Annotated in this window: 21 protein-coding genes and 1 pseudogene; 6 read left to right on the top strand and 16 right to left on the bottom strand. The window is 71.4% G+C overall.

What is annotated here, in order from left to right:
• Window positions 1–88 precede the first annotated feature (88 nt).
• The 7 genes and pseudogenes from ACFYWX_RS10045 to ACFYWX_RS10015 form a co-directional block, all read right to left on the bottom strand.
• Window positions 89–580, bottom strand: a complete 492-nt coding sequence (locus ACFYWX_RS10045; RefSeq protein ID WP_389423502.1) for a cupin domain-containing protein — start codon at window positions 578–580, stop codon at window positions 89–91.
• Between the two features lie 34 nt (window positions 581–614).
• A pseudogene (locus ACFYWX_RS10040) lies at window positions 615–884 on the bottom strand (DUF4267 domain-containing protein); the annotation flags it as partial.
• A gap of 279 nt (window positions 885–1,163) precedes the next feature.
• Window positions 1,164–3,398 carry a putative bifunctional diguanylate cyclase/phosphodiesterase gene (locus ACFYWX_RS10035; protein WP_389423501.1) on the bottom strand — a complete coding sequence of 745 codons (2,235 nt, stop codon included), beginning with the start codon at window positions 3,396–3,398 and terminating at the stop codon, window positions 1,164–1,166.
• A 280-nt stretch (window positions 3,399–3,678) separates the two neighbouring features.
• On the bottom strand, window positions 3,679–5,871 hold the full coding sequence (gene ligA, locus ACFYWX_RS10030; RefSeq protein ID WP_389423500.1) for an NAD-dependent DNA ligase LigA: 2,193 nt from the start codon (window positions 5,869–5,871) through the stop codon (window positions 3,679–3,681).
• 15 nt (window positions 5,872–5,886) lie between these two features.
• Entirely contained in the window at window positions 5,887–6,888 is a 1,002-nt protein-coding gene (locus tag ACFYWX_RS10025) for a methionine synthase (protein ID WP_389423499.1), read from the bottom strand.
• Between the two features lie 25 nt (window positions 6,889–6,913).
• The gene (locus ACFYWX_RS10020) at window positions 6,914–7,612 is read right to left on the bottom strand and encodes an SDR family oxidoreductase (RefSeq protein WP_389423498.1); all 699 of its coding nucleotides are present in this window, start codon (window positions 7,610–7,612) and stop codon (window positions 6,914–6,916) included.
• 29 nt (window positions 7,613–7,641) lie between these two features.
• Complete coding sequence (locus ACFYWX_RS10015; protein ID WP_389423497.1) at window positions 7,642–8,181, bottom strand: TIGR00730 family Rossman fold protein; 540 nt, start codon at window positions 8,179–8,181, stop codon at window positions 7,642–7,644.
• A gap of 50 nt (window positions 8,182–8,231) precedes the next feature.
• On the opposite strand from ACFYWX_RS10015, the gene ACFYWX_RS10010 reads away from it, so the two are divergent.
• Together ACFYWX_RS10010 and ACFYWX_RS10005 are read left to right on the top strand one after the other, a co-directional pair.
• On the top strand, window positions 8,232–8,555 hold the full coding sequence (locus ACFYWX_RS10010; protein WP_389423496.1) for a DUF427 domain-containing protein: 324 nt from the start codon (window positions 8,232–8,234) through the stop codon (window positions 8,553–8,555).
• 53 nt (window positions 8,556–8,608) lie between these two features.
• On the top strand, window positions 8,609–9,388 hold the full coding sequence (locus ACFYWX_RS10005) for an alpha/beta fold hydrolase (RefSeq protein WP_389423495.1): 780 nt from the start codon (window positions 8,609–8,611) through the stop codon (window positions 9,386–9,388).
• A gap of 27 nt (window positions 9,389–9,415) precedes the next feature.
• Here the strand turns inward: ACFYWX_RS10005 and mnmA are convergent, their stop codons facing one another.
• Window positions 9,416–10,546: a tRNA 2-thiouridine(34) synthase MnmA gene (mnmA, locus tag ACFYWX_RS10000; protein WP_389423494.1), complete on the bottom strand. Its 1,131-nt coding sequence runs from the start codon at window positions 10,544–10,546 to the stop codon at window positions 9,416–9,418.
• An 82-nt stretch (window positions 10,547–10,628) separates the two neighbouring features.
• Here mnmA and ACFYWX_RS09995 point away from each other — a divergent pair, with 82 nt between their 5' ends.
• A complete protein-coding gene (locus ACFYWX_RS09995; RefSeq protein WP_389423493.1) occupies window positions 10,629–11,291 on the top strand; it encodes an N-acetylmuramoyl-L-alanine amidase in 663 nt (220 codons plus the stop codon).
• A gap of 24 nt (window positions 11,292–11,315) precedes the next feature.
• Here ACFYWX_RS09995 and ACFYWX_RS09990 read toward each other — a convergent pair whose 3' ends face one another.
• The 3 genes from ACFYWX_RS09990 to ACFYWX_RS09980 form a co-directional block, all read right to left on the bottom strand.
• Complete coding sequence (locus ACFYWX_RS09990; protein WP_389423492.1) at window positions 11,316–12,479, bottom strand: cysteine desulfurase family protein; 1,164 nt, start codon at window positions 12,477–12,479, stop codon at window positions 11,316–11,318.
• Window positions 12,480–12,697: 218 nt separating this feature from the next.
• On the bottom strand, window positions 12,698–12,964 hold the full coding sequence (locus tag ACFYWX_RS09985; RefSeq protein WP_389423491.1) for a DUF4190 domain-containing protein: 267 nt from the start codon (window positions 12,962–12,964) through the stop codon (window positions 12,698–12,700).
• A 32-nt stretch (window positions 12,965–12,996) separates the two neighbouring features.
• A complete protein-coding gene (locus tag ACFYWX_RS09980) occupies window positions 12,997–13,161 on the bottom strand; it encodes a hypothetical protein (protein WP_389423490.1) in 165 nt (54 codons plus the stop codon).
• A gap of 144 nt (window positions 13,162–13,305) precedes the next feature.
• Between ACFYWX_RS09980 and ACFYWX_RS09975 the strand changes: the two genes are divergently transcribed.
• Window positions 13,306–13,932 carry a TetR family transcriptional regulator gene (locus ACFYWX_RS09975; RefSeq protein ID WP_389423489.1) on the top strand — a complete coding sequence of 209 codons (627 nt, stop codon included), beginning with the start codon at window positions 13,306–13,308 and terminating at the stop codon, window positions 13,930–13,932.
• A 132-nt stretch (window positions 13,933–14,064) separates the two neighbouring features.
• Here ACFYWX_RS09975 and ACFYWX_RS09970 read toward each other — a convergent pair whose 3' ends face one another.
• Both ACFYWX_RS09970 and ACFYWX_RS09965 read right to left on the bottom strand, forming a co-directional pair.
• Window positions 14,065–14,472 carry a hypothetical protein gene (locus ACFYWX_RS09970; protein ID WP_389423488.1) on the bottom strand — a complete coding sequence of 136 codons (408 nt, stop codon included), beginning with the start codon at window positions 14,470–14,472 and terminating at the stop codon, window positions 14,065–14,067.
• A 140-nt stretch (window positions 14,473–14,612) separates the two neighbouring features.
• The gene (locus tag ACFYWX_RS09965) at window positions 14,613–15,590 is read right to left on the bottom strand and encodes a helix-turn-helix transcriptional regulator (protein ID WP_389423487.1); all 978 of its coding nucleotides are present in this window, start codon (window positions 15,588–15,590) and stop codon (window positions 14,613–14,615) included.
• Window positions 15,591–15,736: 146 nt separating this feature from the next.
• On the opposite strand from ACFYWX_RS09965, the gene ACFYWX_RS09960 reads away from it, so the two are divergent.
• Window positions 15,737–16,324, top strand: a complete 588-nt coding sequence (locus ACFYWX_RS09960) for a TIGR03086 family metal-binding protein (protein ID WP_389423486.1) — start codon at window positions 15,737–15,739, stop codon at window positions 16,322–16,324.
• Here the strand turns inward: ACFYWX_RS09960 and ACFYWX_RS09955 are convergent.
• Window positions 16,311–17,168 (bottom strand): thioesterase family protein, encoded by an 858-nt coding sequence (locus ACFYWX_RS09955; RefSeq protein WP_389423485.1) that lies wholly within the window; start codon window positions 17,166–17,168, stop codon window positions 16,311–16,313. The two genes, ACFYWX_RS09960 and ACFYWX_RS09955, sit on opposite strands and share 14 nt — an antisense overlap.
• 132 nt (window positions 17,169–17,300) lie before the next feature.
• Here ACFYWX_RS09955 and ACFYWX_RS09950 point away from each other — a divergent pair, with 132 nt between their 5' ends.
• Window positions 17,301–18,563 carry an alpha/beta hydrolase gene (locus ACFYWX_RS09950; RefSeq protein ID WP_389423484.1) on the top strand — a complete coding sequence of 421 codons (1,263 nt, stop codon included), beginning with the start codon at window positions 17,301–17,303 and terminating at the stop codon, window positions 18,561–18,563.
• Here the strand turns inward: ACFYWX_RS09950 and ACFYWX_RS09945 are convergent.
• Together ACFYWX_RS09945 and ACFYWX_RS09940 are read right to left on the bottom strand one after the other, a co-directional pair.
• Window positions 18,472–19,128 (bottom strand): trimeric intracellular cation channel family protein, encoded by a 657-nt coding sequence (locus ACFYWX_RS09945; RefSeq protein ID WP_389423483.1) that lies wholly within the window; start codon window positions 19,126–19,128, stop codon window positions 18,472–18,474. The genes ACFYWX_RS09950 and ACFYWX_RS09945 overlap by 92 nt on opposite strands.
• Before the next feature lie 64 nt (window positions 19,129–19,192).
• Window positions 19,193–20,407, bottom strand: a complete 1,215-nt coding sequence (locus ACFYWX_RS09940) for an ABC transporter ATP-binding protein (protein ID WP_389423482.1) — start codon at window positions 20,405–20,407, stop codon at window positions 19,193–19,195.
• Between the last annotated feature and the right edge of the window lie 9 nt (window positions 20,408–20,416).

Raw genomic sequence — 20,416 nt, 5'->3', positions numbered from 1 at the left:
ATCCTCTGGGGTGAGTATGTGTGGTGTGGGCCCAATCCTATGGGGCGGGGACCCATGCCCGTGAAACGGATTGCCGCCGGGCCCTCCGTCAGCGGCGCTCGTCCCAGGCCTTGCTGCGCAGGAAGTGGTTGTCGTAGAGCTCCTGCACCTGCAGAAGGCTCTCCGGGGTGACCTCGCCGAGGCGGATGCGCTGGAGGTGGCGGAAGTACTCGAAGCGCTCGACGCCCGGGGTGATGACGATGAGGAGTTCGGCGGTGCTGTCCGGGGCGGCGGCGAAGGCGTGCGGTTTGTCGGGCGGGACGATCACAAGGTCGCCGCGCTCGGCGGTCAGGACGTCGTCGCCGGAGAGGATCTCGGCCTCGCCGTCGAGCAGGTAGAACATCTCTGCCGAGTTGCGGTGCAGGTGCGGGCGGGCGCCGTCGGCGCCTTCGGCGAGGGTGACGCGGACGGTGGACAGCGCACCGCCGGACGCGCTGCTGTCGGCGAGCAGCTTGATGGCGACGGGGTCACCCCCGACGACCTCCGCCTCGGCCTCGCGGACGACCACGGAGTCGTCGAACTTCGGTACGAACAGCGACATCTTCGAACCCCCTGTCGGTGATGTGCGGACGCGTTCAGACCGCGAAGAGCAGCCCGGCGCTGATCAGGACAACCACGGCCGTGGCGAAGTGAATCCCGAAGGCGACCGCCTTCGTTCCCCCATGGCGCAGCACTATCAGCGTGTCGGACAGCGGCACGAGTGCCACGGCGAGCATGAACCAGGCCTCGGCGCGGGCACCGACGAAGGCCGGCAGGGCCAGGCCCAGCAGGCCGAAGGTGCCGTCCCTCAGACCCTTGATCGAGAGGTAGGCACCGGCGTCGCCGTCCGGGCGGGCCGGGACGCCCCTGCGGCTCTGTGGGACGCCTTCAACGAGCTGGCACAGGCGGTGGAACCGGTGGCGTCCGAGGGCGACGACCCGGGCCTGCTGACGGAGACGTACTGGGCGAGCCTCCACGGCCTGGCCACCCTGATGCTCAGCGGCCGCCTGCCGGAGGGCGCCCACGACAGCCGCCTGGAGCTGCTGATCGGGCACTTCGCGGCGGGGGTGGCCTGAGGGCGCGGGCCGACGCGTGGGGGCCACCGACGGCGGGCGGCCCCCGGGGGTGTGAGCCGTGCCGTGGCCCTAGTCGTCCGCCGCCGCTGCCGGGAGGGCGGCCGCGGGGCGCTGCCAGCCGCGTGAGCCACGGGCCCGCAGCCAGGCCGTGGTCTCGTCCGGAGGCATCGCCGCGGCGACCAGCCAGCCCTGTACGGCGTCGCAGCCGAGGTCGCGCAGCCGCTCCCAGGTCTCGTCGTCCTCGACGCCCTCGGCGACGACGAGCAGGCCGAGCGAGTGGGCGAGGTCGACGGTGCAGCGCACGATCTCGGCGTCCTCGGTGTCGACGGCGAGCCGGGCCACGAAGGAGCGGTCGATCTTGAGCTCGCTGACGGGAAGCCGTTTGAGGTGCACGAGCGAGGAGTAGCCGGTACCGAAGTCGTCCAGGGACATCTTCACGCCGTGCCCGGTCAGCCCGTGGAGGGTGTCGGCGGCCCGCTGCGGGTCCTCCAGGAGGACGTGTTCCGTTATCTCGAGTTGGAGCGCTCCCGCGGGGACTCCGTGGCGGGCGAGGCGGGCGGCGACGGAGCCCGCGAAGCCGGGCGTGTGGACGTCGCGGGGGGAGACGTTGACGGCGACCGGCACGTACAGACCCTGGGCCCGCCAGGCGGCGACCTGGCCGAGCGCGGTCTCCAGCACGTATTCCGTCAGGTGGGGCATCAGCCCGGACGACTCGGCGATGGCTATGAACTCGTCCGGCGGCACCTTGCCGCGTTCGGGGTGCACCCAGCGGACCAGGGCCTCCAGGCCGGCCACCTGTCCGTCGAAGCGGACCTTCGGCTGGTAGTGCAGCTGCACCTCGTGGGCGTCGAGGGCGCGACGCAGATCGCCCAGCAGGCCCAGGCGGTCGGGGGTGTTGGAGTCCCGCTTGGACTCGTAGACCTCCACGCCCGTACGGTCGCGCTTCGCCTGGTACATCGCCACGTCCGCCCGGCGCAGCAGACCCTCGGCGTCGAGGGCGTGGTCGGGGAAGACGGCGACGCCCGCGCTGGCCTCCAGCACGAGCGTGAGGCCGTCGAGGTCGAGGGGGGAGCTGAGGGCCGTGACCAGGTTGCGGGCGATGCGGGTCGCGGAGGTGGTGGAGTCCGCGACGGGCAGTAAGACCGCGAACTCGTCGCCACCGAGCCGCGCGGCCTCCGCCCCGCGCGGGAGGGCGAGACGCAGCCGGTCGGCTATCTGGAGCAGCAGCCGGTCACCGGCGAGATGACCGAGGGTGTCGTTGACCGAGCGGAAGCGGTCGAGGTCGATCAGCATCAGGGCGGCGCGGGCGCCGATGCGCTCGGCGTCGTCGAGGGCGGTCCAGGTGCGCTCCAGGAGCCACTGCCGGTTGGGCAGCCCGGTCAGCGGGTCGCGCAGTTGCTCCTCGGCGCGGGCCCGGGCTATCCACAGGGTGGAGTCGAGCGCGATGAGCGGGATGGAGAACAGCGGCAGCAGGATCGGCTTGGCGACGGCCACCACGCACACCAGGGGCGCGATGCCGAGCAGCGCGACCGCGACCAGGCCCTGCCTGACCAGGGCGGTGCGGGCGACCGTGGGCAGACCGGCGCGCGGGGCGTGCAGATACCAGAGCAGGACGCGGGTGATTACGAGGTAGGCGGCCGCGACCAGCACCACTTGGGGGCCGGTGTAAGGCGTCCAGCTGTCGGGATTCCAGGGGGCCTCGACGGACGGTACGGACCCGAAGGCGCCGAGGACGAGGGCGCCGGCGCCGATGCCGAGGATGTCGACCCCGCCGTGCAGGACGCCCTGCCGCCAGCGGTTGCGCCGGGCTATGCCGACCAGCACGACGACGGTGAGGCTCACCATGCCGGCGGGCACCCAGCCGTACAGCAGCAGGACGGCGAGGGTGAGGGCGGCGCCGGAGCCGGTGCCGCCCCACCAGCGGGCGCGGCCCAGCATGACCAGGTGGCCGACGATGACGCCGGTGAGCACGGCCAGGGACCAGCCGACGGTGCCGGACGGGAAGAGGGCGTGGCCGTCGGTGAAGCCGCGGTAGAAGCCGGCGCCGAGGACGAAGCCGGCCGCCGCGACGACCGCCGCGGGCAGCGCGGGCCAGGACAGGTGCCGTTCGTGCTCCGCGCCGGGCAGTCCGGCGGCGGTGAGCCCGGCGTGGCCGTGCCCGTCCGCGGCTGTGTACTGTCCGGCGCGCCCCTCCGCGCCGGGCCGTTCCGCGGACCGCGTCACCCACCGGCTGCCCCGCCAGGCGCCGGTGATCCGGCGTCGGCGCAGCCGTGAGCCCGGGGCGGCGCTCTCGGTCGGTTTCATTCCCGTCCCTCTCACAGCCGGCGGTGCCCGCGCCACGCGGCCCGGTGCCCGACATCCGTCAACGGCGCCGCGTTGGAAAACCCTTCCCGTTGTTCTTCAAGGGCCCTGCAAGAACAACGGGATGCCCCGACCGCAGCTGGGCACGGCAGGCGCACATCTCAACAGTAGGCCGCAGAAGGCTTCCACGGGCAGCGGTCGTCGACGGTTGCCCGAATGCGACCCGGCCACCCGTATGCATCTGGTATGCGCCGATCGGGTGGCCTTCAACCGCCACTTCGCGCTACTCCTGCGCGGGTAGGGCCACTTCGGCCGCCGCCTGCGGACCCTGTTCCAGCAGGACGTCGAAGCCGTCCTCGTTCAGGACGGGCACTTTGAGCTGCATCGCCTTGTCGTATTTGGAGCCCGGGTTGTCACCCACGACGACGAAGGACGTCTTCTTCGAAACCGAGCCGGTCACCTTGGCTCCGCGGCTCTGCAGGGCCTCCTTCGCGCCGTCGCGGGTGAAGCGTTCGAGGGTTCCGGTGACCACGACGGTGAGGCCTTCGAGGGGGCGGGGGCCTTCGTCCTCGCCGGAGCCCTCCTCCTCCATGCGGACGCCGGCCGCCTTCCACTTGCGGAGGATCTCCTGGTGCCACTCCTCGGCGAACCACTCCTTCAGCGACGCGGCGATGATCGATCCGACGCCGTCGGTGCTCGCCAACTCCTCCTCGGTGGCCTGCTCGATGCGCTCGATCGAGCGGAATTCACGGGCCAGTGCCTCGGCGGCGACCGGTCCGACGTGACGGATCGACAGCCCGGTGAGGATGCGGGCGAGCGGGCGTTCCTTGGCGGCGGCGATGTTCTCCAGCATGGCGAGCGCGTTCTTTCGGGGCTCGCCCTGCTGGTTGGCGAAGACCGTGGCGATCTTCTCCTCGCCGGTCTTCGGGTCGCGCTTGGGCAGGCCGCTGTCCTGGTCGAGGACGTACGCCTTGATGGGCAGCAACTGCTCGATGGTGAGGTCGAACAGGTCGCCCTCGTCGACGAGCGGCGGCTCCGCGGGCTCCAGCGGCTTGGTGAGGGCGGCCGCGGCGACATAGCCGAACTGCTCGATGTCCAGCGCCTTGCGGCCTGCCAGGTAGAACAGGCGCTCGCGCAACTGGGCGGGGCAGGTGCGGGCGTTGGGGCAGCGCAGGTCGACGTCGCCCTCCTTCATCGGCCTGAGCGGCGTCCCGCACTCCGGGCACTCGGCCGGCATCACGAACTCGCGCTCGCTGCCGTCGCGCAGGTCGACGACCGGGCCGAGGATCTCCGGGATGACGTCACCGGCCTTGCGCAGCACCACCGTGTCGCCGATGAGGACGCCCTTGGCCTTGACGACGTCCTGGTTGTGCAGGGTCGCGAACTCGACCTCGGAGCCGGCGACGGTGACCGGCTCGACCTGCGCGTACGGCGTGACACGGCCCGTGCGGCCGACGCCCACGCGGATGTTCACCAGCTTGGTGTTGACCTCCTCCGGCGCGTACTTGTACGCGATCGCCCAGCGCGGGGCGCGGGCCGTGGAACCGAGGCGGCCCTGGAGCCGGATCTCGTCGAGCTTGACGACGACGCCGTCGATCTCGTGCTCCACGGAGTGGCGGTTCTCGCCGTAGTACGCGATGAACTCCCGTACGCCGTCGAGGTCGTCGACCACCCTGTTGTGCCGGGAGGTGGGCAGGCCCCAGGTCCTGAGGAGGTCGTAGGCCTCGGAGAGGCGGGTGAGGCCGTCGAAGCCCTCCAGGGCTCCGATGCCGTGGACGACCATGTGGAGGGGGCGGGTGGCGGTGACGCGCGGGTCCTTCTGGCGCAGGGAACCGGCCGCCGCGTTGCGCGGGTTGGCGAAGGGCTTGTCGCCGGCCGCGACCAGGCGGGCGTTGAGCTCCTCGAACTTCTCCATCGGGAAGTAGACCTCGCCGCGGATCTCCACGAGGTCCGGGACGCGGTCGCCGTCCAGACGGTCGGGGATCTCGGCGATGGTCCGGACGTTGGGCGTGATGTCCTCGCCGGTGCGGCCGTCGCCGCGGGTCGCCGCGCGGGTGAGACGGCCGTGCTCGTAGGTGAGGTTGACGGCGAGGCCGTCCACCTTGAGCTCGCACAGGAAGTGGTGGTCGGAGGTGCCGACGTCCTTGTGGACGCGCTCGGCCCAGGCGGCCAGTTCCAGGTCGTCGAAGGCGTTGTCCAGGGAGAGCATGCGCTCGCGGTGCTGGACCGCGGTGAACTCCGTCTCGTACGCCCCCGCGACCTTCTGGGTCGGCGAGTCCGGCGTGCGCAGCTCGGCGTACTCCTCCTCCAACGCCTCCAGGGCGCGCAGGAGCTTGTCGAACTCCGCGTCGCTGATGACGGGAGCGTCCTTCACGTAGTACCGGAAGCGGTGCTCCTCGATCTGCTCAGCGAGCTGCGCGTGCTTGTCGCGTGCCTCGGCGGGCACCGTCGTCTCCGCTTGCTTGTCGCCGGCCACCGTGTTGTCCTCCCGTTACTCTGGGTTGTCCGCGAGGGATCTCGCCGCCCGGGCGCAGTGGGCGAGCGCCCTGCGCGCGTACTCGGGGGAGGCGCCCGCGAGTCCGCACGCCGGAGTGACGGTGACCGCCTCCGTGAGAAGCCCCGGTTGCAGCCCCAGCCTGCGCCACAGCGTCCTGACACCCATGACGCTACCGGCAGGGTCTGACAATGGGCCGTCCGTGCCCGGCACGACACCGGTGAAGAGGCGGGTACCCGCTTCCACCGCCTCACCGATCGCGTCGTCGTCACGCTCGGTGAGGAGCGAGAAGTCGAAGGAGATCCCCGCGGCGCCCGCCCGGCGCAGCAGGGCGAAGGGGACGTCCGGTGCGCACGAGTGGACCACGGCGGGGCCGGTGCCGTGAACCCCGATGACGTCGCGGAGCGTGGACTCGACGAGCTGGCGGTCGACGGCGCGGTGGGCGCGGTAGCCACTGGCCGATTTGACGTGGCCTCGGAGGACGGAGATGAGGGACGGCTCGTCGAGCTGGAGGACGAGGTGGGCTCCGGGGACGCGGCGCTGGGTCTCTTCCAGATGCAGCCGCAGTCCCTCGGTGAGGGAGGCGGCGAGGTCGCGGCAGGCGCCGGGGTCGGAGAGGACGGCCTCGCCGTTCTTCAGCTCCAGGTTCGCGGCGAGGGTCCAGGGCCCGACGGCCTGCACCTTCAGCGGGCCCTGGTACTCCTGGGTGAACTCCTCCAGCGCGTCGAGGTCCTCGCCGAGCCAGGAGCGGGCCCGCCTGGTGTCCCGGCCCGGCCGGTCGCCGACACGCCACCCGCTGGGCTCCACGCGCGCGTACAGCTCGACCAGCATCCCCGCGGTGCGGCCGATCATGTCGGCGCCGGGTCCTCTGTCCGGCAGCTCCGGCAGGAACGGGAAGTCCTCGAAGCTTCCGGTGGCCGTCCTGGCGGCTTCCCTGGCGTCGGTGCCGGGGAGGGAGCCGACGCCGGTGGCGGGTCCAAAGCGAAAGTTGTCGTTCACGGGTGAAGCCTACGTAGGTCGGCGGTCATCGGCCCGGGCGCACCGTCAGGTCGTTGATCTCCGCGTCCCTCGGTAGGTCGATCGCCGTCAGGATGGTGGTCGCGACCGACTCCGGGTCGATCCACTGAGCCGGGTCGTACTCCTTGCCCTCCTGTTGGTGGACCTTCGCCTGCATGGGGCTGGCGGTGCGGCCGGGGTAGACGGAGGTGACGCGGACGCCGTTCGCGTGTTCCTCGTGGCGGAGGGAGTCGGCGAGGGCCTTGAGGCCGTGCTTGGAGGCCGCGTAGGCGGACCAGGCGGCGTGGGCGTTCAGGCCCGCGCCGGAGTTGACGAACACCACGTGCCCCCGGGCGGCGCGGAGTTGGGGCAGGAAGTGGCGGGTCAGCTCGGCCGGCGCGATGAGGTTGACGTTGAGCTGGTGGCGCCAGGACTTGGGGGTCAGATCACCGACGGGGCCGAGGTCGACCACGCCGGCGATGTGCAGCAGGGAGTCCACGCGGTCCGGGAGCGTCTGGTGCGAGAACGCCCAGGACAGCTTGTCGGGGTCCGCCAGGTCCCCCACGAGCGTCTTCGCGCCGGGGAACTCCGCCGCCAGCTCCTTCGCACGGCCCGCGTCGCGCGCGTGCAGCACGACGTCGTCCCCGCGCGCATGCAGACGGCGGGCGACGGCCGCGCCGATGCCGGAACCCGCACCGGTGATCACATGAGTAGCCATGCCCGCCATGCTCGCATCATCGAAAGGTCACCCACGCCTCATTCGATGCCCTGGCTCTCCTCCAGGTAGGCCAGCGCCCCCACCGGCTCCTGCGCGAAGAACACCAGGTCGGTGAGCGGGCGGGGCAGGAATCCCTCGTCCTCCATGCGCCGGAACTGCTCCTTCAGGCCGTCGTAGAAGCCGGCGGTGTTCAGCAGGACCACCGGCTTGTCCGTGTGGCCGTGCTTCTTCAGCTCCAGGATCTCGGTCGCCTCGTCGAGCGTGCCCGTGCCGCCCACCAGGATGACCACCGCGTCGGACTTCTCCAGGAGCAGCTTCTTGCGCTCGGCGAGGTCCTTGGCGATCACCATCTCTTCGACGCCCGGGCGGGCCTTGGCGGCGAGGAACTGCACGGAGACCCCGCAGAGCCGGCCGCCCGCCTCGTGCACTCCGTCGGCGACGACCTTCATCAGTCCGACGTCGGAGCCGCCCCACACGAGCGTGTGACCGCCCTTGCCCAGCAGTTCCGCGAACTCCCGCGCGGGGCGCGTGTAACGGTCGTCGAGGTCGGCGGCGGAAAGGAAGACACAGATACGCATGCAGCCACCGTACGCGGGAAGAACCCGGGGCCCGCGAGTGCTTCCCTGGTATGGCAGACGGACACACGATCACGATCGAGCAAGGCGGCCGGCACCTGCGGGTCGTCCACGGCGACCTGGTGCTGGCGGAGACCGACCAGGCCCTCGCCCTGAGGGAGACCGGCTGTCCCGTGCGGTACTACATCCCCGCCGAGGACGTACGCCTGGACCTCCTCACCCCGTCCGAGACGCACACGTACTGCCCCTTCAAGGGGACGGCGTCGTACTGGTCGCTGCCCGACGCGGCGGACCTCGTCTGGGCGTACCCCGACCCCAAGCCCGACGTCGCGGAGATCAAGGACCACCTCTGCTTCTACGATGTGGAAGTGTCGTAGGTCGCAGTGTCGTAGAGCGATGACCACCGTGCCGTGCGGCAGTCTGCACAGGCATGGACAAGAGGATTGTTTCGCGCGACGGCACCGAACTCGCCTACGCACGCGCCGGTCAGGGGCCCACGGTCATCCTGGTGAGCGGGGCGATGTCGACGGGCGGCACGGTGGCGCCCCTGGCCGGGCTCCTCGCGGGCCGCTTCACCGCCCTCTGGTACGACCGCCGGGGCCGGGGCGAGAGCGGTGACACGGCGCCGTACTCGGTGGAACGCGAGGTCGAGGACCTCGCCGCGCTCATCGACGCGGCGGGCGGCGAGGCGGCGCTGTACGGCATCTCCTCGGGCGGCGCGCTGGCGCTCGAGGCGGCGGCCCGCGGGCTGCCCGTGCGCCGGGTGGCCGTGTACGAGACGCCGTATGCCCTCGACCCGGAGGGCGCGAAGGGACGCGCCGAGTACACCGCGAACCTCACCGAGGCGCTGGCGCAGGGGCGGCGCGGAGACGCGGTCGAGCTGTTCCTGCGGCTGACGGGCCTGGCCGAGACGATGATCCAGGGGGCCCGTCAGTCGCCGATGTGGGCCGCCATGGAGGCGATCGCACCGACTCTCGCGTACGACGACGCCGTGATGGGCGATGGTCTGCTCCCCCGCGAACGGCTGGCCTCGGTCGATGTGCCGGTGCTGGCCGTCGCGGGCGGGGAGAGCCCCGACTGGCTGGAACAGGCCACCCGCGCGGTCGCCGAAGCGACGCCCAGGGGCACGTACCGCGTGCTGGAGGGCCAGACCCACATGGTGGACCCGAACGAGCTCGCGCCGGTGCTCGCGGAGTTCCTCGCGCCCTAGGGAGCGCCGGCGCGGGCCCGAGGCCGCCTACGCGACCGCTGTCCTCGCGCGCGTGGTCGACGCGATCGTCGCCGAGCCCACCACGCGGGTGCCGTCGTACAGGACGATCGCCTGGCCGGGTGCCACGCCGCGGACCGGCTCGGTGAACGTGACCTGCAGGCGACCGTCGACAAGTTCGGCGGTCACCTCGGTCTCGCCGCCGTGGGCGCGGAGCTGGGCGGTGTAGGTGCCTGGGCCGGTGGGGGCGGCGCCGCACCAGCGGGGCTTGACGGCCGACAGGCCCGTCACGTCCAGGGCGTCGGCCGGGCCGACGGTCACCGTGTTGTTCACGGGCGAGATGTCGAGGACGTAGCGCGGCTTGCCGTCGGCGGCCGGGGTGCCGATGCGCAGGCCCTTGCGCTGGCCGATCGTGAAGCCGTACGCCCCGTCGTGCGTGCCGAGCTTGGAGCCGGTCTCGTCGACGATGTCGCCCTCGGCCTTGCCGAGACGGGAGGCGAGGAAGCCCTGGGTGTCGCCGTCGGCGATGAAGCAGATGTCGTGCGAGTCGGGCTTCTTGGCGACGGCCAGGCCGCGGCTCTCGGCCTCCGCGCGGATCTCGTCCTTCGTGGTCACCGTGTCGCCGAGCGGGAAGAGAGCGTGGGCGAGCTGCTTCTCGTCCAGGACGCCGAGGACGTACGACTGGTCCTTGGCCATGTCGGAGGCGCGGTGCAGCTCGCGGCTGCCGTCCTCGTGGACGATCACCTGCGCGTAATGGCCCGTGCACACCGCGTCGAAGCCCAGCGCGAGCGCCTTGTCGAGGAGGGCGGCGAACTTGATCTTCTCGTTGCAGCGCAGGCACGGGTTGGGGGTGCGGCCGGCCTCGTACTCGGCGACGAAGTCCTCGACGACGTCCTCGCGGAAGCGGTCGGCGAGGTCCCACACGTAGAAGGGGATGCCGATGACGTCCGCCGCGCGGCGTGCGTCGCGCGAGTCCTCGATGGTGCAACAGCCCCGGGCACCCGTGCGGAACGACTGCGGGTTCGCGGAGAGCGCGAGGTGGACTCCGGTCACGTCGTGGCCGGCTTCCGCGGCACGGGCGGCGGCGACGGCGGAGTCGACCCCGCCGGACATGGCGGCGAGGACACGGAGGGGACGGGGGCGCTGCGAGGTGTCAGTCATAGCTCTTCAAGAGTAAGGGGACGCGGGAACCGGAGCCCGCGGGTATCCGTTGTCGATCGCAGGGGGGACGAGAAGGGATCACATGGGGGCGAGGACGAAGGACACGGACCGGCGGATCGGGCGGCGTGCCCTGCTCGTGGGCGGGACCGCGGCGGTCGTCGGCTCGGCGGTGCTGGCGCGCGAGGAGCTGGCGCACCTGTGGTGGCGGCTGCCCGGTGTGGAGAAGCCGCGGGTCGAGGGCGCGGTCGACTACCGGGGCGCGCGCTGGGTGGCGGCCTCGTCGGCGAACTGGCGCCGCGCGGACCGGCCGGACGACTACGGCGTCGACATGGTGGTCATCCATGTCACCCAGGGCGGCTACGACAGCGCGGTGAAGGCCTTCCAGGACCCGGAGCACCGGGCCGCGGCGCACTACATCGTCCGCAAGGACGGGCACATCACCCAGATGATCCGCGAGCTGGACGTGGCGTTCCACGCGGGCAACCGGGAGTACAACGAGCGCAGCATCGGCATCGAGCACGAGGGCTTCGTGGAGCGCGCCTCCTCGTTCACGGACGAGATGTACGCCGCCTCCGCGCGGCTGACGGCGGGGATATGCGCGCGCTACGGCATACCCGTCGACCGCGAGCACATCATCGGGCACGTGGAGGTGCCGGGGACGGACCACACCGACCCCGGGAAACTCTGGGACTGGGACCGGTACATGCGGCTGGTACGGCAGGCCCGCACCGCCATCTCCGCCTGACGTCGACGGGCGGTGGTGCCGCGGCTACGTCAGTCCCGCGGCACGGGCCCGTTCCACCACAGGGCCGATGACCTTGCCGACCGCTTCGACGTCGGCCTCCGTGGAGGTGTGACCGAGGGAGAAGCGCAGGGTACCGCGGGCCAGCTCGGGGTCGGTGCCGGTGGCGAGGAGGACGTGGCTGGGCTGGGCGACGCCGGCGGTGCAGGCGGAGCCGGTGGAGCACTCGATGCCCTGGGCGTCAAGCAGGAGGAGGAGGGAGTCGCCCTCGCAGCCCGGGAAGGTGAAGTGGGCGTTGGCGGGGAGGCGGTCCACCGGGTCGCCGCCGAGGATCGCGTCCGGGACGGCGGTACGGACGGCGGTGACCAGGGCGTCGCGCAGGGTGCCGATCTCGCGGGCGAACCACGCGCGCTGCTGTGCGGCGAGCCGGCCGGCGACGGCGAAGGAGGCGATCGCGGGGACGTCGAGGGTGCCGGAGCGGACGTGGCGCTCCTGGCCGCCGCCGTGCAGCACGGGTACGGGGGTGTGCTCGCGGCCCAGGAGCAGGGCGCCGATGCCGTACGGGCCGCCGATCTTGTGGCCGGAGACGGTCATCGCGGCGAGGCCGGAGGCGGCGAAGTCGACCGGAACCTGACCGAAGGCCTGGACGGCGTCGGCGTGCAGCGGGACGCCGAACTCCGTTGCCACATCGACGAGTTCACGGACCGGGGTGATCGTGCCGATCTCGTTGTTCGCCCACATGACGGTGACCAGGGCGACGTCGTCGGGGTTGCGGCCGATCGCCTCGCGCAGTGCGTCCGGGTGGACGCGGCCGTAGGGGTCGACCGGGAGGTACTCGATCGTGGCGCCCTCGTGTTCGCCGAGCCAGTGGACCGCGTCGAGGACCGCGTGGTGTTCGACGGGGCTGGCGAGGACGCGGGTGCGGCGCGGGTCGGCGGCGCGGCGGGACCAGTACAGGCCCTTGACCGCGAGGTTGTCGGCCTCGGTGCCGCCGGAGGTGAAGACGACCTCGCTGGGGCGGGCGCCGAGGGCTTCCGCGAGGGTTTCGCGGGACTCCTCGACGGTGCGCCTCGCGCGGCGGCCGGATGCGTGGAGGGAGGAGGCGTTGCCGGTGGCGTTGAGGTGCGCCGTGAACGCCTCGACTGCCTCGGGGAGCATCGGGGTGGTCGCGGCGTGGTCGAGGTATGCCATGGTGAGGCCGATTCTACGGCGCGGCTGTGGCGGGCCTCAGTTGAAGGTCGGCCGGATTTGGTGCGGCTTGCCTGCGCTGCGGCTGGAGCGTGTTGCGAGGTGCCCGGCGCTGTCGGCTGTGCCCACCTGTTCCGCCCTGCGGAACGATTGCCCACAGCCGGTACCGGCGTTCAGCGGTCGCGCCCCGTCGTCCTCGGGGCCCCGCTCGACCGTTACCTCTAGAAGCTCCACGAGATCGTGCTGTCCGCCTGCATGAACGCGACCAGGACCAGGAGGTCGGCGATGCCCAGGGCCAGGCCCAGGTAGGCGCGGCCGCGGCGGGCCGTGCCGCGCCAGAGGGACACCGCGGCCAGGGCGATGGCGATGGGGCCGAGGAAGACGTTGAGGACGAGGAGGCCGACGAGACCGAGGATGAAGGCCGCGACGGCCATGCCGTCGGCGTCGTGGATACCGGTGCGGCGCGTGGCCGGTGCGGTGAGTTGCATGGTGTTCAGCTCCCGGGGATCAGGGGTGGGTGTCAGTGGGTCGAGGTGTGCCGGCGTCCGTGGCGCTCGCGGAGCGCGAAGATGCCGAGCCACGCGGCGATGACGGCGGCCGCGACGATGGTGAAGGTGAACGGCGCGTGGGCGACGGTGCCCAGGACGGCGCCGAACAGCAGCAGGGCGGCGACGAGGAACAGCATGGGGTGAATCCCCCTCCCTAGACGTGTGCGAGTGGGTCTCGTGACGTTTCGGTGAACGGTTGTAGTTACACTTGTTCACTGACTCTGGAGTCTAGCGCGCCCCACGGCTTTCCAATTACAGAGAACAGTTGTTAACTGCATGGTATGAGTCACACCTTCGGCATCCGGCAGGCCCAGAAGCAGAAGACCCGGCAGGCGCTCCTGGACGCCGCCCTGGGCCTGCTGGAGGAGCAGAGCCTGAGCAGCCTGGGCCTGCGCGAGGTCACCCGCGCCGTCGGCGTCGCCCCCACCGCCTTCTACCGGCACTTCCGTTCCACCGCGGACCTCGGCGTCGCCCTGGTCGAGGAGGCGCTGGGCAGCCTGCACCCGATGATCCGCACGACGGTGACCAACGCGGACAGCAGCGAGGAACGGATCACACGAGCCGTCGAGTTGATCGCCCGTCATGTGAGCGCGTACCCCGCACATGTCCGTTTTATCGCCCGCGAGCGACATGGCGGAGTCCAGCCGGTGCGGGAGGCCATCCGCGCCCAACTGGTTCGCTTCGCCGAAGAGGTGAAGGCGGAGCTGGCCAAGGACCCGGAGTCCGAGGGCTGGAACGACGACGACCTGCTGATGCTCGCCCATCTCTACGTCGACCAGATGCTCATCACGGCCTCACTGTTCCTGGAAGCCCTGGAGGCCTCGGACGACGAGCGGGAACGGGTCACCCAGGTGGCCACGCGCCAGATGCGTCTCATCAGCATCGGGCGCCATCACTGGCTCGGCTGAGGACAGGCCAAGGGGCGGCGCACCCGGTTCCGGGTGCGCCGCCCCTCGTCGTACGAGGCAGCACGAGGTCGTACGAGGCAGTACGTCGTACGAGGTCGTACGAGGCAGACCGAGGCAGTCCGGGGCCGCGCCTCAGCCCTGCTGCTGCGCCTGCTGCCCCTGACCACCCCCCTGCTGGCCCCCGCCCTGGCCCCCGCCCTGGCCGCCGCAGCCACCGCCCTGGCCGCCGCCCTGGCCACCCTGACCGCCACCGGGGCCGCCACTCGGCGCACCCGAGGGAGCCGCCGTGGGTGCCCCGGACGGGGCTCCGGACGGCGCTCCGGACAGGGCTCCGGACGGCGCACCCGACGGCGCACCCGACGGCGCTCCGCTGGGTCGGCCCGAGGCGTTGCCGGTCGGCATGCCGGACGGCGCCTGGCAGGCCTGCTGGCCGGAGTTGCCGCTGTTCGAGGACGAGGAGTCGCCGGAGCCGCAGGCCACCAGGGCGAGGGGCGAGAGCGCCAGCAGGGCCACCGCGGGGACGAGACGCGCACGCATCATGAGAAACAACTCCAAGGAGGATGAGGGAGTCCTGAGGCGGGCACTCAACCAACGGCGCTTAGGGCTTCCTTGAGCCTCTGCTGTACGCCTCCTGTCAGCGGAGTAAAGGCCGACCCAAGTCACCTCGCTGACCTGGGGTTTCAGTCGGCTGGTCCACTCACGCGCTGGTACAGCTCCGTGACAGAGGCGGCTGCCGCGCGCAGTTCCTCGCGCACCTGGGGCGGGGAGAGGACCTCCACGCGGTCGGAGAACGCGAGCAGCTGGCGGGCCTCGCGGACGAAGCCGTACGACAGCCGGACGGTCACCCACTCGCTCTCGCCGTCGTCCTCGGGGAGTTCGGCCAGCACGGCGGCGTTCAGGCGCAGGAACATGTCGAGGCGGTCGCGCCGGACGCGGACGGTGACGTCGAGGCCGCCGGGACGCTCCTCGACCTGGCGGCGCAGCACCTCCCACACGTCGGCGAGTTCGACGCCGGACCGCCGCCGCACGGGATCATCGAGGACCGTCGCCGAGTGCACCCGGTCGGCGCGGAACAGCTGCGGTTTCGCCCGGCGGTCGGCGACCAGGTACCAGACGCCCGCCTTGGAGACGAGGCCGTAGGGGTCGACGGTGTAGGTGCGGGGCTCGCGGTCGCCGCTGTGGCGGTAGCGCAGGCGCAGCCGCCGGTCCGTGAAGACGGCGTCCTGGAGGGTGTCCAGGTCGATGGCGGGCCGGGGTCCGCCCTTCCAGCGGGTGGCGTCGACCAGGATGCGCCGGCTGGTGACCTCGGCGGCCGGCCGGTGCGGGGCCGGAAGCGCGGCCATCACCTTGCGCAGGGCGGAACCGAGCGCGGCGTCCAGGCCGAGGGCGGCGTGCGCGCCCTGCGCGGCCAGGATGAACAGCGCGCGGGACTCGTCGGCGGTCAGCCCTGTCACGTCCGTACGGAACCCGGCGAGCAGCTCGATACCGCCGTGGCGCCCGCGTTCGGCGTAGACCGGGACGCCGGCGGCCGAGAGGGCCTCGATGTCGCGGTAGATGGTGCGGACCGACACCTCCAGGCGGTCGGCGAGTTCGTGGGCCGGGACGCGGCCGCGGGTCTGAAGGAGCAGCAGGATCGACAGCAGGCGGTCGGACTTCACGGCCCCAGGATTCCGCCGCGCACGGGTCCGGGGCAAATGTTGACGGAAGTTGTCAGGTTATTCGAGGAATCTCGACGCACCGAAACCCACAGACTCACCGACTCACAAACTCACCGACCCACAGACCCACCGAGAGGCCCAGCGTGATGAACGCCGTCGACCCCCGCCCCTTCTACACCCGCGCCACCGAACAGGCCGCCTCGCTCATCAAGACCGTACGACCCGAGCAGTTGACCGGCCCCACCCCGTGCGGCGACTTCGACGTCCGCACGCTGCTCTCCCACATCGTCGGCGGCACCCTGCGCATCGCGGTCGTCGGGGAGGGCGGTGACGGGCTCGCCGTGCGGCCGTTCGCCGAGGGTGTCGGGGACGACGGGTGGACCGCCGCGTACGAGGACGTGCGGGAGCGGGTCCTGGCCGCCTGGAAGCACGACGAGCGGATGGTGGCGCCGGTCCGGGTGCCGTGGGGCGAAGTGCCGGGGCACGCCGCCCTCTCCGGTTACGTCATGGAGCTCGTCACCCACAGCTGGGACCTCGCCGAGTCCGTGGGCCACCCCCTCGAACTCGACCCCGAACTGGCCGAGTTCGCCCTCGCAGCCGCCCACCGCGCCCTGCCCGACGCCCAGCGCGACGAGCAGACCCCGTTCGGCTCCGCGCTGTCGGCCCCCGAAGGAGCCGACGCCTACGAACAGTTGGCGGCGTGGCTGGGCCGCAGGCCCCTCAGCCGAGCCTGACCCGCGCCAGCTGTCGCGACTGGGCCACCAGCCGGTCCGTGCTGTCCCAGACCTCCGCGTCCTCCTCCAGGAAGCCGCCGGCGAGGTTGCGGGTCGTGATGGAGACGCGCAGCGGGCCCGGGGCCGGGCGGGAGCGGACGTGGACGGTCAGCTCGACCGTGGGTACCCAGCCGCTCAGGCCGATCTCGAAGGCGGTGGGCGGCAGCGCGTCCACCGCCAGGAGCAGGGAGAGCGGGTCGGGGTCGCGGCCGTCGGCGAGCCCGAACCAGGCGCGCATCTCGCCCTTGCCGGAGGGCTGCCCGAGCGCCCAGCCCAGGGTGGACGGGTCGAGCTTGAGCATCAGGCGGTCGGCGATGGCGGAGCTGCCGTCGACGGGGGCCGGTCCGTCTTCGGGGCCGAAGCAGTGCTCCATGGGCGGGATCGCGGGCGGCTTCGCCGATGTGCGCACGTCGTCAGGGAGCGCGTCCAGGTCGCCGTAGGAGGCGAGGACGCGAATGCGCTCGACCTCGCGGCCCTCGGCGTCGTACTGGAAGAGGGAGGCCTGGCCGGTGGAGAGGGTGCGGCCGGTGCGTACGACGTCCGTGCGGACGACCGCCGGGCCCGGCTGGGAGGCGGTCAGGTAGTGCGCGGAGATGGTGAACGGGTCGCCGTGCGGCAGGGCGTCCGCGAGGGCGCGGCCGAGGACGGCCAGCAGGTAGCCGCCGTTGACGGCACTGATGATCGTCCAGCCGGCCGAGAGGTCGATGTCATAGACGCCGGGTTCACGCCGGGTGAGCGCGGTGTCGCGGTCGAACTCGCTGTCGCCGATGGTGGCGCACGTGGTCCCGGTAGCTGCTTCTGGCATGGCTGAAAGGTACAACATCTGATTACTAAGCGGTAGCTTTGGAGTGGGGGGTAGGTGAGATGTGGTCAATTTCTCGGTAAGCGTCCGCACTCGTCCGTCAACCCTGAGCCCCCGCTTTGACTCTTCAAGGACATGAGCCTCACCGGGACTGCATTCCTCTACACCCTGATCGCATTGGCGGTCGTCGCGCTCGCGCTGCCCCTCGTCCTGTGGTCGCGGATGCGCGGGCCCAGGATCGTGCGGGCGGCGACGCGGGTGCTGATGCTGCTGTTCGCCCAGGGCACGGCCGTTTCCCTGGTCTTCGTCCTGGTCAACAACTCCAACAACCTGTACGACAACTGGGGCGACCTCCTCGGTACGGCCGACCATGTGCAGCAGGCCGCCGACCTCGGCGCCAGCGGTACCGGCGGCATCGCGCTGGAGCGGCTGCCCAAGGTGGAGCAGAAGTTCAAGGCCGCGCACGGACCGGGCATGCGCAAGGCCGGCGGGGTCCGCGTCACACAGCTCAAGGGTCGCGTGTCCGGCGTGAACGCCGAGGTCTACGTGTGGCTGCCGCCGCAGTACGACGAGCCCGCCTACCGGAACCACAAGTTCCCCGTCGTCGAGCTGCTGCCCGGCTATCCGGGCTCGGCGAAGGCCTGGTTCGGGTCGATGAAGGCGCACCAGCAGCTGCTGCCGCTGATGCGTGAGGGCCGCGTCGCGCCGTTCATCCTGGTCGCGCCGCGCACCTCCCTGCTCCCCGGTGTCGACACCGGCTGCGCCAACGTCCCGGGCACCGTCAACGCGGACACCTGGCTGAGCGTCGACGTACCGAAGATGGTCATGGACAACTTCCGGGCCCAGCCCGCGCCGCGCGGCTGGGCGGTCGCCGGGTACTCGGCCGGCGGGCACTGCGCGGCGAAACTGGCGGTGGCGCACCCCGATCGCTACCGGGCGGCGGTGAGCCTGTCCGGCTACAACGACCCGATCGGCGAACGCAACTCACTCGCCGCCGAGACCCCGGCCCTGCGCGCCGAGAACAACCCCTACCTGCTGCTGCGCAAGGCGACCGTCCCGCCCCGCATCGCCCTCTACCTCTCCGGCCAGCCGCGCGACGGCTACGAGGCCGCCATGGACCTGGAGAAGATCGCGAAGGCGCCGACCGCCGTGCACGTGGTGTACGTCCCGAAGAGCGCGGGCGGGCACACCATGGCACTGTGGCGGCCGCAGGTGGTGCCGGCGTTCCGCTGGCTGACGGAGCAGACGGGCGAGCGGCACGTCACGCGAGGCACCGACGGAGGCGCCGGCGGGGGCGCCGGGGGCACTACTCCTCCCGCACCGTCGAGCGACGGTTCCACGCGCGCGGAGCTCGCCAGTGGTACCGCATCGCGAGCAGGCGCAGCACGAAGGCCGTGACGGCGGCGGTACCGCTGGTCAACGGGTTCAGCGCGTCGTAGCGGATGCACAGGACGACCATCGTGGCGCCGACCATCGCCGGGACCGCGTAGAGGTCGCGGTCCCAGCGCAGCAGGGAGGGCACCTCGTTGGCCAGCACGTCGCGCAGTACGCCGCCGCCGACGGCGGTGGCGAGGCCGAGGGCCGCCGACGCGGTGAGGCCGAGCCCGTGGTCGTACGCCTTGGTCGTGCCCGTGACGCAGAACAGGCCGAGGCCCGCCGCGTCGAAGGCGTTGACGCCGACCTGGATGCGCTCCACCTGCGGGTGGAGGAAGACGACCAGGAGGGCGGCGAGCAGCGGCGTGAGGAAGTACCCCAGGTCCGTGAAGGCGGCCGGCGGCACCGCGCCGATCACCACGTCCCGGAACAGCCCGCCGCCCAGCGCGGTGACCTCGGCGAGCATGGCGATGCCGAAGACGTCGAAGTTCTTGCGGACGGCCAGCAGCGCACCCGAGATGGCGAAGACGAAGATGCCGATCAGGTCGAGCGTGTGCTGGACGGACGGGGTGAAGAGTTCCTGGACCACCCTTCCATTCTGACCCAACACTGAGCCCCCGCCTTACATTGCAAGGCGGGGGCTCGGTTTTGTGCTACTTTTCGGTGGTTTCGGTGGGGTCGGGGGTCTCCTTGGTGACCTTGGGAGTCTCCTTGGCGACCTCCGCCGCCACCGCAGCCGACGTCTCCGCCGACTCCGCCAGCACCTCGTCGGCCACCAGCTCCGCCGCTTCCTTCGCGGCGCTCAGCAGGACGGTGTCCTGCGGGGCCTGGTCCGCGAAGTTCTCCGGGTGGTGGCAGGCGACCTGCTGGCCGGGACGCAGCTCGATCAGCGGCGGCTCGGTCGTCTTGCAGATCTGGGTCGCCTTCCAGCACCGGGTGTGGAAGCGGCAGCCGCTCGGCGGGGAGATCGGCGAGGGCACGTCACCCTTGAGCAAAATGCGCTCGCTCTTGGCCGCCTTGCGCCTCGGGTCCGGTATCGGGACCGCCGACATCAGCGCCTTGGTGTACGGATGCATCGGCGTCTTGTAGAGCAGGTCGCGGTCGGCGAGCTCCACGATCTTGCCGAGGTACATCACCGCGATCCGGTCCGAGACGTGCCGGACGACCGAGAGGTCGTGCGCGATGATCACGTACGTCAGGCCCAGTTCCTGCTGGAGGTCGTCCAGCAGGTTCACGACCTGCGCCTGGATCGACACGTCGAGCGCGGAGACCGGCTCGTCCGCGACCACCAGCTTCGGGTTGAGCGCGAGGGCGCGGGCGATGCCGATGCGCTGGCGCTGACCGCCGGAGAACTCGTGCGGGTAGCGGTTGTAGTGCTCGGGGTTGAGGCCGACCACCGACAGCAGCCGCTGGACCTCCTTCTTGATGCCGCCCTCGGGCTCGACGCCCTGCAGCTTGAAGGGGGCGCCGATGATCGTGCCGATGGTGTGGCGCGGGTTCAGCGACGAGTACGGGTCCTGGAAGATCATCTGCACGTCGCGGCGCAGCGGACGCATGCCCGCCACCCCGAGGTGCGTGATGTCCTTGCCCTCGAACTCGACCTTGCCGCCGGTCGGTTCGAGCAGCCGGGTGATCAGCCGGCCCATCGTGGACTTGCCGCAGCCCGACTCGCCCACGACACCCAGGGTCTCGCCGGCCTTGACCTCGAAGTCGATCCCGTCGACCGCGTGCACCGCCCCGACCTGCCGCTGGAGCAGGCCCTTCTTGATCGGGAAGTGCTTCTTGAGCCCGGTCACCTTCAGCAGGGTCTCGCCGGGGGCGGCGTCCTTGGTGAGCGTGGCGCCGTCGGTCTGCGCGGACTTGGTCACTGCTTTGTC

The organism is Streptomyces sp. NPDC002888 (assembly GCF_042888465.1).
Taxonomy (GTDB): Bacteria; Actinomycetota; Actinomycetes; order Streptomycetales; family Streptomycetaceae; genus Streptomyces.
Note: the sequence above shows the minus strand (reverse complement) of the source record. Positions and strands in the feature narration are given on the sequence as shown.

Coding starts and splice junctions, on each gene's coding strand:
- ACFYWX_RS10045 (WP_389423502.1), bottom strand. CDS start 580: ATGTCGCTGTTCGTACCGAAGTTCGACGACTCCGTGGTCGTCCGCGAG.
- ACFYWX_RS10035 (WP_389423501.1), bottom strand. CDS start 3,398: ATGAAACCGACCGAGAGCGCCGCCCCGGGCTCACGGCTGCGCCGACGC.
- ACFYWX_RS10020 (WP_389423498.1), bottom strand. CDS start 7,612: ATGGCGGGCATGGCTACTCATGTGATCACCGGTGCGGGTTCCGGCATC.
- ACFYWX_RS10015 (WP_389423497.1), bottom strand. CDS start 8,181: ATGCGTATCTGTGTCTTCCTTTCCGCCGCCGACCTCGACGACCGTTAC.
- ACFYWX_RS10010 (WP_389423496.1), top strand. CDS start 8,232: ATGGCAGACGGACACACGATCACGATCGAGCAAGGCGGCCGGCACCTG.
- ACFYWX_RS10005 (WP_389423495.1), top strand. CDS start 8,609: ATGGACAAGAGGATTGTTTCGCGCGACGGCACCGAACTCGCCTACGCA.
- mnmA (WP_389423494.1), bottom strand. CDS start 10,546: ATGACTGACACCTCGCAGCGCCCCCGTCCCCTCCGTGTCCTCGCCGCC.
- ACFYWX_RS09995 (WP_389423493.1), top strand. CDS start 10,629: ATGGGGGCGAGGACGAAGGACACGGACCGGCGGATCGGGCGGCGTGCC.
- ACFYWX_RS09990 (WP_389423492.1), bottom strand. CDS start 12,479: ATGGCATACCTCGACCACGCCGCGACCACCCCGATGCTCCCCGAGGCA.
- ACFYWX_RS09985 (WP_389423491.1), bottom strand. CDS start 12,964: ATGCAACTCACCGCACCGGCCACGCGCCGCACCGGTATCCACGACGCC.
- ACFYWX_RS09980 (WP_389423490.1), bottom strand. CDS start 13,161: ATGCTGTTCCTCGTCGCCGCCCTGCTGCTGTTCGGCGCCGTCCTGGGC.
- ACFYWX_RS09975 (WP_389423489.1), top strand. CDS start 13,306: ATGAGTCACACCTTCGGCATCCGGCAGGCCCAGAAGCAGAAGACCCGG.
- ACFYWX_RS09970 (WP_389423488.1), bottom strand. CDS start 14,472: ATGATGCGTGCGCGTCTCGTCCCCGCGGTGGCCCTGCTGGCGCTCTCG.
- ACFYWX_RS09960 (WP_389423486.1), top strand. CDS start 15,737: ATGAACGCCGTCGACCCCCGCCCCTTCTACACCCGCGCCACCGAACAG.
- ACFYWX_RS09955 (WP_389423485.1), bottom strand. CDS start 17,168: ATGCCAGAAGCAGCTACCGGGACCACGTGCGCCACCATCGGCGACAGC.
- ACFYWX_RS09950 (WP_389423484.1), top strand. CDS start 17,301: ATGAGCCTCACCGGGACTGCATTCCTCTACACCCTGATCGCATTGGCG.